This is a genomic window from Amycolatopsis magusensis (assembly GCF_017875555.1).
In the GTDB taxonomy this organism is placed as follows: Bacteria; Actinomycetota; Actinomycetes; order Mycobacteriales; family Pseudonocardiaceae; genus Amycolatopsis; species Amycolatopsis magusensis.
This window is the reverse complement of sequence record NZ_JAGGMS010000001.1, coordinates 6,139,808-6,151,431: the sequence shown is the minus strand read 5'-3', so window position 1 is coordinate 6,151,431 and position 11,624 is coordinate 6,139,808. Positions and strand designations below refer to the sequence as shown.

11 protein-coding genes and 1 pseudogene are annotated in these 11,624 nt (G+C 71.1%); 9 read left to right on the top strand and 3 right to left on the bottom strand.

Annotated features, from left to right (window positions below):
* Nucleotides 1–64 precede the first annotated feature (64 nt).
* The 4 genes from JOM49_RS27340 (at nucleotide 65) to JOM49_RS27325 (ending at nucleotide 4,354) form a co-directional block, all read left to right on the top strand.
* Nucleotides 65–514, top strand: a complete 450-nt coding sequence (locus JOM49_RS27340; RefSeq protein ID WP_209667073.1) for a DUF2690 domain-containing protein — start codon at nucleotides 65–67, stop codon at nucleotides 512–514.
* A gap of 89 nt (nucleotides 515–603) precedes the next feature.
* Nucleotides 604–1,290: a hypothetical protein gene (locus JOM49_RS27335; RefSeq protein ID WP_209667072.1), complete on the top strand. Its 687-nt coding sequence runs from the start codon at nucleotides 604–606 to the stop codon at nucleotides 1,288–1,290.
* A 98-nt stretch (nucleotides 1,291–1,388) separates the two neighbouring features.
* On the top strand, nucleotides 1,389–1,550 hold the full coding sequence (locus JOM49_RS27330) for a hypothetical protein (RefSeq protein ID WP_209667071.1): 162 nt from the start codon (nucleotides 1,389–1,391) through the stop codon (nucleotides 1,548–1,550).
* 101 nt (nucleotides 1,551–1,651) lie between these two features.
* Complete coding sequence (locus JOM49_RS27325) at nucleotides 1,652–4,354, top strand: lantibiotic dehydratase (RefSeq protein ID WP_209667070.1); 2,703 nt, start codon at nucleotides 1,652–1,654, stop codon at nucleotides 4,352–4,354.
* A 1-nt stretch (nucleotide 4,355) separates the two neighbouring features.
* On the opposite strand, the gene JOM49_RS27320 is transcribed toward JOM49_RS27325, so the two are convergent.
* Nucleotides 4,356–4,934 carry a hypothetical protein gene (locus JOM49_RS27320; RefSeq protein WP_308158892.1) on the bottom strand — a complete coding sequence of 193 codons (579 nt, stop codon included), beginning with the start codon at nucleotides 4,932–4,934 and terminating at the stop codon, nucleotides 4,356–4,358.
* A gap of 29 nt (nucleotides 4,935–4,963) precedes the next feature.
* Here JOM49_RS27320 and JOM49_RS27315 point away from each other — a divergent pair, with 29 nt between their 5' ends.
* The 3 genes from JOM49_RS27315 to JOM49_RS27305 all read left to right on the top strand — a co-directional run bounded on the left by JOM49_RS27315 (nucleotide 4,964) and on the right by JOM49_RS27305 (nucleotide 7,181).
* Nucleotides 4,964–5,371, top strand: coding sequence for a winged helix-turn-helix transcriptional regulator (locus JOM49_RS27315; RefSeq protein WP_245369495.1), 408 nt, complete (start codon nucleotides 4,964–4,966; stop codon nucleotides 5,369–5,371).
* A gap of 63 nt (nucleotides 5,372–5,434) precedes the next feature.
* On the top strand, nucleotides 5,435–6,412 hold the full coding sequence (locus JOM49_RS27310; protein WP_209667069.1) for a GlxA family transcriptional regulator: 978 nt from the start codon (nucleotides 5,435–5,437) through the stop codon (nucleotides 6,410–6,412).
* Nucleotides 6,413–6,422: 10 nt separating this feature from the next.
* On the top strand, nucleotides 6,423–7,181 hold the full coding sequence (locus JOM49_RS27305; RefSeq protein ID WP_209667068.1) for an HD domain-containing protein: 759 nt from the start codon (nucleotides 6,423–6,425) through the stop codon (nucleotides 7,179–7,181).
* A 30-nt stretch (nucleotides 7,182–7,211) separates the two neighbouring features.
* Here JOM49_RS27305 and lgt read toward each other — a convergent pair.
* Nucleotides 7,212–8,072: pseudogene (gene lgt / locus JOM49_RS27300) on the bottom strand (prolipoprotein diacylglyceryl transferase); the annotation flags it as partial.
* 128 nt (nucleotides 8,073–8,200) lie between these two features.
* On the opposite strand from lgt, the gene JOM49_RS27295 reads away from it, so the two are divergent.
* Entirely contained in the window at nucleotides 8,201–8,710 is a 510-nt protein-coding gene (locus JOM49_RS27295) for a hypothetical protein (RefSeq protein ID WP_209667066.1), read from the top strand.
* 102 nt (nucleotides 8,711–8,812) lie between these two features.
* Nucleotides 8,813–9,979, top strand: a complete 1,167-nt coding sequence (locus JOM49_RS27290) for a tyrosine-type recombinase/integrase (RefSeq protein WP_209667065.1) — start codon at nucleotides 8,813–8,815, stop codon at nucleotides 9,977–9,979.
* On the opposite strand, the gene casG is transcribed toward JOM49_RS27290, so the two are convergent.
* Nucleotides 9,958–11,586, bottom strand: coding sequence for a steroid-24-oyl-CoA synthetase (gene casG, locus JOM49_RS27285; RefSeq protein ID WP_209667064.1), 1,629 nt, complete (start codon nucleotides 11,584–11,586; stop codon nucleotides 9,958–9,960). The genes JOM49_RS27290 and casG overlap by 22 nt on opposite strands.
* Nucleotides 11,587–11,624: the final 38 nt, after the last annotated feature.

The window sequence follows — 11,624 nt, the reverse complement described above, 5'->3', positions numbered from 1 at the left end:
TGGCCGACCGTGCACAACCGATCGGCGCTACACAACGGAGACCGAATCGATGGAGAGGAATTCCATGACGAAGAGAGCCGCTCGGAACATCGGGCTCCTGTTCGCCGCCGCGCTGGCGGTCCCGCTCATCACGACCTCCGCGGCCGCCTCCGCCGACACCGGCGGCCAGCCGGGTATCGCGGGACTCTGCCACGCGTGGGAATGCGAGGGGGCGTGGCCCGATCAGATGCTCTGTGACCAGGACGCGAAGACGGTCAAGACGGCGAGTGTGCAGGGCATCTCCATCCACCTGCGCTACAGCCCGTCCTGCCGGGCGGCCTGGGGTCGCATCAGCGGCGGAGTGCCGGGTGACCGGGTACACGTCCACAGCTCGGACGGCTCGCACTTCGGGCGGGAGAACGGACCCGGGGTCACCGGCACGTGGACCAAGATGGTGGACGACGCGAACAAGGTGGCCTGGGCGTGCGCTCACGACTTGGGCACGGGACAGGAGGCCTGCACCGGGAAGTACTGAAATCGCCACGGGCCGCCCATTGCCTTCGCGCTGGGGCTTCACCGTTTTGTGATCGGTGCTCCCTATCCTGTCGCCAGGGGGGGAACACCATGGACGAACTGCGTTACCGGCCGAGTTTTCGCGGGTTCGCGAAGCCGCACGAGGCCGTCGCCCTCGCCGCTGTCGTCGTACTGGGTCTGGCGATGACCGTCGTGTACGGCGCCGGGTCGGACGACGGGTTCGGCCTGGTCGCAATGGCGGTGGTCTACAGCGTCATCACCGTCTGGCACCTCGTCGTCAACGGCACCGCGGTCGACGGAGAAGGGTTCACCAGCACCAGGTTCACCAAGTCGGTCAGCCTGAGCTGGTCCGAGGTGCAGGAGGTGCGGGCCGAACCCGGGGTCCGGGTGGTCCTGGTCTACGACGAGATCGGCGAACGGCTGCGGCTCCACGACGTCCCGGCGAAGGACGTCGACGCGATCCGCGAACTGTGGACGGCGGGCAGAGGCGAGGACTGGGAGCGGAATCTGCGGCTGCCCGAGCCGGCGCCTACCACGGTGACCGCCACCACCGGGCTGGGCGGCGCTGCCGCGCTCGCGGCGGTGACCGGCCTCGTCGGCCTGGTGGTGGTGTCCATCATCGATGACGAGGCCGGGCTGTTCGAGGTCGCGGCCGCGACCCGGCAGGATCTCGTGGTGGTGCTGCTGTGGCTCGTCATCGCCCCGGTGGTGGCCTTCACCGCCACGCTAACGCTCTCACGCAGAAGGCTGCGCGAAGGGGCCGCACCTACCGACTGAGCGGGTTGGGCCGTGCGAGTGGAGTGCCTCGAAGCGCGAGTTGCACGGAGATGACCGCCGCTATGGTTGTTTCCTGGCAGCTGCGAGCGAGGAGTGTCATGGCAGAGGAAACGAACAGCCTGGATCACCTCACCGCGGACCTGTTCGATCTCGATGTCCAAGCTGTTCCGGGTATCGGCGTCGCCGGGGCGGACTCGACCACGGACTGCATGAACACGTCCACAGACTGCCGCAACCCGGGCGACCGCGACACCCAGTAGCGCATCCACCGGTGCGTTCGCGGCAATTCTCACCTTTGCCGGGTGCTGCGGTATTGGCGCGTATTCCGCTGTGTCCCGCAAGTGGGAATTCCCTGAAGTCGATGGTGACCGAAGGCATCACGCTCGTTTCGAGGCAGGCCGATCTCGCTGTTCTTGATGTTTCCGGCGACGAGCGTCGCGCAGTGACCATCCGCGCCTATGACCGCCGGGCGCGGCTGCGTCCGACTCCTCAGGCTGTGTTCGCCGGTGTTCAGACGGTGTCGGTCGTCGAGCGCGGCTGCGCGTTGCGTCTTGGCGGTCACCACCGCGCCCGCAGCAACCCGAGTCCGGTGTCGCTGAGCGCCCTTGCCGATCAGCTCCTGGACGTTCCCGGGGTGCTCGAGCGACTCACGTTCACCACGAACGACCTGGTGCGCCGCCGCGGTCAGCGGTTCGAGAACGAGCAACTGGTGACCATCCGCGCGACCCCGGCGAGCGTCCTGATCCTCCAGGTAGGTGAGCGGGGAACTCGGTACGGCGCCATCACTGCCGCCGTCCGGGCCCGCTGGCCGGTTGTTCCGGTGTCGATGCTGCGTGCCACGGTCCTCGAGCTGACCCGCCAGGGGTTCCTGTTGACCGATCTGCTGCCCGTCGACCTGGGCGACGACCCGCTCGCGCATCTCCTTTCCCGGCTGCCCGACAGCGGCGACGCGCTGCGTGGTCTCCGGGCCGAGCTCCACGCCGCTGACCTGCTTCCGGTGGGGTCGGTGCCGCGTCTCGAAGCGGTCAAGGCTGCGAGGGAAGAGTCCGCTCGCGTCTGTGGCCAGGACGATCCGCTCTGCGTCGACGTAGCGGCCGACGCGACGATCGCTGTGCCGCGCGCACTTCTCGACGAAGCAGCCGAAGCCGTCAGCGTGCTGTGGATGCTGAGCTGCACCGAGCCCACGCTCGCCACCTACCACGCCCGTTTCGTCGAACGATGGGGTCACGGGCGGTTCGTCCCGCTTGTCGAGGTCACCGATCCGGTGCTCGGATTGGGGGACGAAGGCATCGAGACGAGTATCCGAGCCGCGGACCCACCTCCGGGGCGTCTCAATGCGCTCGGTGACGCGGCTGCCCACGGCCGGCTCGAAGTGGTCCTGGACGACGCCACCATCACCGCGCTCGCCGTGCCCGGCAACGACCGTCCGCCACCGGGCGTGGAGGTGTACGCCCGTGTTCTCGCCGCCTCGGAGCAGGACCTGGCCGCGGGCCGCCTGCACCTCGCGCTCCACGCGGGCGGGACTCAGGGCGCCGGGTCGAGCGCCGGCCGGTTCACCTCGCTGCTGCGGTTGCGGGCCACCGGTTCGCCGGCGGACGCGCTTGTCGCCGAGGTGGTGGTCCGGCCGCGTGATCCAGCGCTGGCGACGATCGCGCCGCCGACCGGGGTGGCGCCGATCCGCATCCCCGTCGGGGTTTCTCCTCGGCCGGGTGATCTGCGGCTGGACGACCTGGTGCTCGTGGCCGATCCCGGGCGGCTGACCCTGTGGTCCCGGACTCGCGGGTGCCAGGTCGTGCCGGTGCTGAACTCCCGGATCGGGCCGCGTCATCTTCCGGCGGAGGCCCGGCTGCTGGCGTTGCTGGGCCGGTCCGGGTGCCGCCCGTGGAGTCTGTTCTCGTGGGGTTCGTTGCGTGCCAATGCTTTCCTGCCCCGGGTGCGGTATCGGTCGACGATTCTCGCGTCCGCCCGGTGGCGTCTGCCGAAGCAGCTGACCGACGCCTGTGACACCTCCGCATGGGCGGCGCAGCTGCACTCCTGGCGGGTGTCCACCATTCCGCGGCCGCCCGCGGTCGTCGTCACCGAAGACGACGAACGACAGCTCCCGCTCGACCTCGACGTGCCGAGGGACGTGCAGTTGCTTCGCCGCTACGTGCGACGCGGCCTGGCGGCCGTCACCGAACAACCCGGCGGCGAACACGCGATCCAGGATGTCGTGACGGGCCCGTCCGGTCGCCATCTGCTCGAACTCGTCATCCCGCTCGCCGCCACCGCGCTTCCGCCCAGCCCCAGCACGGTGTCGCCCCGACCGGCTGGAGCCGGGTACCACCTGCCTGGAGGGCCTTGGCTGTCGCTGGCGATCGGCGCGCCCGCGGCCCAGCACGACGAGATCCTCACCGATTTCGCCGGGATCCTCCCGGACGTGCGTGGACTGTTCGACCGCTGGTTCTGGCTGCGCTACCGCACACGAGCCCTCGGTCCACATCTCCGAATCCGCTTCCACGGGGTCCCGGCGGTACTCGGCGGCGAACTCCTGCCGGAGCTTTCCCGATGGGGTGCGGGGCTGGTCGCGGAGGCCCTCGCCTCGGGCTTCAGCGTCGAACCCTACGAGCAGGAGATCGAACGCTACGGCGGCTCGGGGGCGATCGAAGCAGCCGAAAACGTCTTCGCGGCCGACAGCGACGTGGTGCTCGCCGTACTGACCGCCGTCCGTGAGCCGGATGAGCGACTCGTCGTGGCGGCGTGGGCCGCGGCGATGGTTGCGGCCACTGTCGCCGACGGTGATCCTGCCGCGCTCGGCCGACCCCGTCTCGACCGGGCAGCCCACCGGCGCCTCGCCGGCCTGCGTCGCCTCGCGACCGACACAGCCATGCCCGTCTGGGACGGCTACCTGGCCGCGCTGCACGCCTACCACGATCGGCTGCCCGCCGAACGGCGCGCGGACTGCGCCTCCGCGGTGATCCACATGCACGCCAACCGGCTTCTCGGAAATCCCGCTTCGGAACGGATCGCGCGAGTGCTGGCGGCTGGTTTCCTTGCCCGCAAGGCAGTTCCGCGGCTGTCCTGACTCAGGTCCCGATGCGGCGGTCGACGGCGATCCAGTTCGTTTCCCAGGTCAGGCCGCCGTCGGCGGAGAAGGCCTGTTCGAACTTGGCCCGGTCCGGTCCCTGCCGGTGGATGAGGAAGCGCACCTTGATCGGGCGTCCGCCGAGGTGGTCGTCGCCGTGGAATTGGCCGACGTCGTGGTGGAAACCGCCGTGCAGTGAGGGGGTGAGCAGGCCGTCGCCCAGGTTGATGAAGGTCAGGCTCCACCGGTTCGCTTGTGGTTCGTAGAGCCGCATGTTGAGGGCGTCGATCCGTCCGGTCGGTCCGGAGACCTCGAGTTCGACGACGTTCGCGCGCCGGTCCAGAAGCGGCCGCACGACGGACTTCCCGCCGAACCGCAGCCATTCGTCCGCGGTTTCCGACAGCGGGTCGGCGAGCACTCGGACGTCGGTGTGCCAGGCGCCGATCTCCCAGTCGAAGTCCCGTTGGCCGTCCTCGGTTTCGAGGCTTGACGCCGAGGCGGGCACGGTCAGCATGAGTATCGCGAGCAACGCCACCAGGATTCGTCCGTGTGGCACGGTGAGCGGTCTGTGGAGGTTCACGGGTCCGACTATCCGAGGGGAGCACCACCATGAACAAGAAGGCACCTGCGGGTAACCCCACCCAGGCGCGCCCCAATCCCCTGCCGGGTTGCCCGATGGCCGCGGCGTTCGCCGCGGTCGGCGGGAAGTGGAAGCTGACCCTGGTGTACTGGCTCGCCCACGGCGAGTCCCACTTCGCCGGACTGCGGCGCCGCGGTACGCCGATCACGCCCAAGGTCCTGGCCGAGCAGCTACGGGAACTCGAGGCCGACGGGCTCGTCGAGCGGGTGGTGACCGGGCCGGTCCCGGCGCCCGTCATCTACCGGCTCACGCCCTACGGCACCACGGTCCTGCCCGTCGTGGAGAGCGTCCGGGTGTGGGGCGAGGCGCACCTGCAGCGCACCGGCGGTGAACTCCTCGGGAACGAGGCGATGAACTGCGCTCATCCGGTCGCCTGAGGTCCGGATCCGTGGGATAGGTGTCCTTGTGGCCATCGGCCGCGGGTCGACAGACTGGCCACCGTGACGACCGGACCCGACGAAGTGATCGTCGCCGTAGCCGACGGGGTGCTGCTGCTCGATGTGGCCGGTCCCGTCCAGGTGCTCACCGACGCCGGTGGCTACCGGGTGCGGCTGGCGTCGCTGGACGGCGGATCCGTGCGCACCGACGTCGGCATCTCCCTGAGCGCCGCCCTGCGACTGTCCGATGTGGACGAACTGGATACGCTCGTCGTGCCGGGGTACCCGAGCCACGAGTTCGCCGCCATGGTGCCCGAGCTGGCCGGCCAAGTGCGGCGGCTGGCCACTCGTGCCCGGCGGGTGGTCTCGGTCTGCACCGGCGCGTTCCTGCTCGCCGAAGCCGGTCTGCTCGACGGCAGGCGGGCCACGACGCACTGGCAGGCCTGCGCCGAGTTCGCCAGGCGATTCCCGCGGGTCACGGTCGATCCCGATGCCATCTACGTGTGGGACGGCCCGGTCGTCACTTCGGCGGGCGCCTCCGCGGGGATCGATCTCGCGCTGGCCCTGGTCGGTGAGGACCGCGGCGAGGACCAGGCCCGCGCGGTCGCGAAGCACCTCGTCGTGTTCCTGCAACGGCCCGGGGGCCAGGCGCAGTTCAGCGCCCGCGGTGCCGTCGCCGCGCCCCGCAACGCCACCCTGCGCCAAGCGCTGGAGCGGGTGGTGGCGGATCCGGGCGGCGATCACCGCCTCGCCACGATGGCCGCCGAACTCGCGATCAGCGAACGCCACCTGAGCCGCCTGTTCCGCCGCGACCTCGGGACGACGCCGGGCCAGTTCGTCGAACGGCTCCGGGTCGAAGCGGCGCAGGCCCTCCTCGAATCCGGCGACGCGACCGTCCCGGCCGTCGCCGACGCCGCCGGATTCGGCTCGCCGGAAACGATGCGCCAAGCGTTCCTGCGGGTCCTCGGCGTCGCGCCCTCGGCCTACCGGAACCGCTTCCGGCTGGCCAACCACCGAACCAGACCAGACCGCCGACCCTAGGAGTGTGCTCATGCCTTCCCCCGTGTCCCGTCGCACCGCGCTCGTGACCGGTCTCGCCGGCGGTGCCGTCGCACTGACCGGCTCACCGTCCGCCGCGCGGCCCGCGCCGTCCGTGCGAGCGGATCTGTCCTTCCCGACGACCCGGCTCGCCCGCGAAGCGCGGAACCTGGCCCACCGCACACAGGAGACCTACCTGTTCAACCACAGCATGCGCAGCTTCCTGTTCGCCAGGGAAGCCGCCGCGCAGGAGGGCCGGAAACCGGGCCGGGACTACGACGCCGAGCTGACCTTCCTGATCTGCGTGCTGCACGACATGGGCCTCACCGCCTCCGCCGCCTCCGACCAGCGATTCGAGGTGGCCGGTGCCGACCTGGCCGCGGAGTTCCTCGAACAGCGAGGGGTGACCGACGGCCGGGTCGACGTCGTCTGGGACGCGATCGCGCAGCACACGACCCCGTCGTTCCACTCTTCCCCGGTGTTCCAGCGCCGTCGCGCGCCGGAGATCGGCATCGCCACCGGCGGGATCGGGATCGACGTGCTCGGCGGTCCCGGCGCCCTGCCACCCGGCTACGCGGACCGCGTGCACGCCGCCTACCCGCGTCTCGGCGGGGCCCGCCCGCTCACCGACGCGGTCGTCGCGCACGCCATGGGCAGCCCGCGCAAGGCCCCGCCGATGACCCTCCCCGGCGAAGTCCTCCACCAGCGCCACCCGTCGCTGCCGTACCAGACCTGGGAGATGAGCTTGGACGCCGCCGGGTGGGGCGACTGATGATCACCGCGGTCCGACGGGCCGGAGCATCGGCTCCTCACGACCCGGATGCCGCCGGGCCGACACCACGGTGAGCGCGGTGGCGGTCAGGCACACGAGCAGGGCGGTCCAGATGTTCAGGCGCAGCCCCAGGATGTGGTTCGCCGGATCGACCCGGAGCGCTTCGATCCACAACCGGCCCGCCGTGTACAGCGCCACGTACAGCCCGAAGGCGCGGCCGTGGCCGAGCTGGAACCGGCGGTCCGCCCAGATCACCACCGCGGCCACCCCGAAGACCCACAGCAGTTCGTAGAGGAACGCGGGGTGGAAGGTCCCCAGCACGACGGGCTGACCGTCCGCCCCGAGGACGGCTTGGCCCGCTGACTGGTCCCACTGGTGGATCTCCAGTCCCCACGGCAGTTCGGTCGGGCCGCCGTACACCTCGTTGTTGAACCAGTTGCCCAGGCGGCCGATGCCCTGGGCCAGCGCGATGCCCGGAGCCGCCGCGTCGGCCATCGGTGGCAGCGGCACCCCGGAACGCCGGGCACCGATCCAGGCCCCGAGCGCGCCGAAGGCGACGGCACCCCAGACGCCCATGCCACCTTCCCAGATGTAGAGCGCGTGGAGCGGATTCCCGCCGGGGCCGAAATACGGCTGCCAGGAGGTGGCGACGTGGTACAGCCGGGCGCCGACGATCCCGAAGGGCACCGCCCAGGTCGCGATGTCCAGCACCTGCCCGGGTTTGCCCCCGCGCCGCACCCACCGGCGCTGGGTCAGCCACACCGCGACGAGGATCCCGGCCACGATGCACAGGGCGTACGCGCGCACCGGTATCGGCCCGAGGTGCCAGACCCCTTGCGTCGGACTCGGGATGACGGCGGGAATCCCGTGAAGCCTTGCCCCCAGAATCATCGCGACAGCATAGTCACGGACTGCCGGTACCAGCGAGGGACCGGACTCCCTCCGCAGCGGGAGGAACGCGCCTCGGCCACGGGCCAGGGTTTCGGTACAGGCGCGATACCGACCGAGAGGAAACACCGATGGGGACACGGATCTGGGGTGCGACGCTGGCCGCCGTCGCGGCGTTGGCGGTGGTGACGGCACCGGCGGTGGCCGCGGCGGAGGGCAGGCTGCCGGGGGTGGTCGGCTCGGCGGGCGGGCCGCTCACCTTCCCCGGCTATCCGGGGCAGCCCGTGCGGTTCGACGTGGTGGCCCAGGGGAAGCCGGGCACCGGGACCGGCCGGTTCCACGTCAACCACCAGACGGCCGAAGGCGGCCCGTACGCCGATTTCGACGGCCGAGTCGACTGTGTCGCGGTGCAGGGGAACCTCGCGATCGTCACCGGCGTGGTCGAGCGCGCCGACCTGCCGGGGGTGCCGGGGGTGGAACTCGTCGGGCGGCGCATCGGGCTGACCTTCCAGCAGAACCCCGGGCCGGACCGGATCGGCTGGAGCTGGGCCTACGGGTCGTTCGAGCAGGACGTGCTGCCGTGCACGGGGGCCGTCCCGTTCTTCGAGACCACGTACGGGGGCTACCTCGTGCGGGGCTGACCAGCAGCCGGCGAACGTGCCGCCGCGTCCTGGGCGATCCGGCGCAGCGTGTAGGGAGTGCTGCCGTAGGCGAGCTTCCCGCGGCTACGCGACAATGAGCCCATGCCCGCCCCAGACAACCACCCGGCCCTCGTCCAGCCCGACGACGCGCAGGCGGCCGCGCGGATCCTGGCTCGGCAGGCACCGGCGAACCGGGTGGCCACGGCGGTGGGTGCGGAGGTGCTGGAGGCCGAACGCCGGCGTGGACGGCTGATCCGGACGGTCGCCGAACTGCCCGCGCTCCCCCCGCCCGATCCGCGGGACCGCTACACGCCGCGCGCGCTGACGGTGACCTGGCTCAGTGGCAAGTCCCCGCACACGCAGCGCGGGTATCTGCGGGAACTCGACGACTGGCTCCACTGGTGCGAGGCCAACCAGCTCGATCCGCTCGACGCGCACGGCGCCGACGGCGACGCCTGGAAGGCCACCATGACCGCCAGGAAACGGGCTCCCGACGGCACCATCACGCTCCAGAAACCCAGTGCCACCACGGTCAAGCACCGCATCGACGCGGTGTCCAGCTGGTACGCCTACCTCCTGCGCCACGAGCGCGCCCAGCGCAACCCGATGGTCGCCGTCACCCGGCCGCCGGTCCCGGCGACCTCGCCGCTGCAGGTGCTCGACGACGACGCCGAGTACCAAGCGTTCCTCGACTACATCGAGGAACGCGCCACCCGCCTGGGTACCGAAACCGCCTTCCGTGACACCGCGTTGGTCCGCGCGCTGTTCACCCTCGCCGTGCGCGTCACCGGGTTGTGCACCGCCCGCATCGAGAACATCCGCCGCGTCGGCCAGCACACGAATCTGCACTACACCAAGAAAGGCGGGCAGGACGCCCACGTCCCCATCGGACCGGGGACCCTCGCCACCTTCGAGCGGTATTGGGCGGTGCGCGCCGAACGTGAGGGCGTGCCCCGGGACAAGCTCAGCGGGCCGGTCCTCGCCTCGACCCCGCATCCGTACCAGCCCCAGCACACCGGCGGCCGGGCGCTGACCCAGCGCGACGCCCAGCGCATCCTGTCCCGGATCGCCCGTGAGGCCGGAATCCAGGTTCGGCTCTCCCCGCACTCCGGTCGTGCGACGGTGGCCACCCGCGCGTTGCGCCAGGGCGCGCCACCGCGGGCGGTGCAGGCGTTGCTCGGGGTCGCCAGCCTGGACACCGCCATGCGCTACGACCGCACCGACTACACCGGCGACCGCAGCCCGGTCTACCTGCTCGACCCGAAGTAGCCGCGCAGTCCGGTGCGCTTGACCTTGCCGGTGGCGTTGCGCGGCAGCGTCGCGGTGGTGAGGTGCCAGCGCGACGGGACCTTGTAGTACGCCAGCCGTTCGGCGGCGTACTCCCGCAGCGCCGATTCGTCCGCCTCCGATTCGAGGACGACGATCGCGCACACCTCCTGTCCGAGGTCCGCGTGGTCGAGGCCGATGACGGCCGATTCGGCGACGGCCGGGTGTTCGTCGAGGCAGTGCTCGATCTCGATCGGGTACACGTTCTCCCCGCCGCGCAGGATCAGATCGCTGCGCCGCGTGGTCAGGTACAGCAGGCCGTCGCGCAGGCAGCCGATGTCGCCGGTGCGCATCCAGCGGTCGGCGTCGAACACCGCGGCCGTCGCCGCCTCGTCGTTCCAGTAGCCGGTCATGTTGTACTGGCTGCGCAGCCAGATCTCCCCCGGCACGCCGTCCGGTACGACCGCCCCGGAGTCGTCGCGCACCTGGATCGACACGGTGGGAATGGGCGTGCCGACCGTCTCCGGATCGGCCGCCAGCGCGGCGGGATTGGTGACCGTCGCGCCGGTACCCGATTCGGTGAGGCCGTAGCTGGTGACCAGGTTCTGGCGCGCGGCCGGGACCAGCTCGCGCAACCGGGCCTGCAACGCGGGTGCGGACGGCGCCGAGGCGAGGCCGAAGGCCTTCAGCGCGGACAGGTCGTAGCCGGCGGTTCCGGCCGCCACCAGCCGGTTCGCCATCGTGGGCACCACGGTCCAGTTGGTGACCCGTTCGCGCGACACCAGGTCCAGCGTCGCGCGGGCGTCGAACGCGCCCTCGCTCAGCACCACGGTTTCACCGGTGGCCAGCCGCGGCACCGCCACGTTGTGCAGGCTCGCGATGTGGAACAGCGGCAGGCTCAGCAGCCAGCGGCCGGGTTCGGCCTGGCGTGGGTCCATCGCGGCGGACATCGCCTTCATCAGCCGGTGGTAGTTCGCCGTGGCCACCAGGTTGCGGTGCGAATGCGTGACGCCCTTGGGCTTCCCGGTGGTGCCGCTGGTGTAGACGATGGCGGCCGGATCGTCCTCGCCGACCGCCACCTCGGGCGGCTGCCCGTGCTCCTCCCGCAGGCCGGTTTCGAGCGACAGCACCGGGATGCCGGGGTCCGGCGGCAGTTTGGCCGCTCGTTCCGCGTCGGCGATCAGCACGGTGGGCCGCGCGTGTTCGAGGGCGTAGGCGATCTCCGGGGTCGACCACCACGCGTTGAAGGCGGCGCAGATCGCGCCCAGCCGCACGGTCGACCAGAACGCGACTATCCACTCAGGACAGTTGGCCGCGAGGATGGCGACCCGGTCCCCTTTCCCGACCCCGTAGCGCTGGGACAGCACGGCGGCGAACGAACCGCTCAGCTCGGCGTGCTCGGCGTAGGTGAGCCTGCGGCGCGCGCTGACCAGGTATTCCCGGTCCCCCGGGGCGGGCGCTCCGGCCAGCAGTGCGCCCAGGTTCGGCGCCCGGCGGGTGAACACCGGCATGCGTGCCCCGAGCACCTCCTGCTCGGCGATCTCGAACTCGCCACCCGGTCCGGTCAGCGCGGCGAGGGCCTGCCGCGGGTCAGCGCCGTTGCTGTTCATGCACCACCACGCTAGCGGGAGGCGGAGCCGATGTCGAC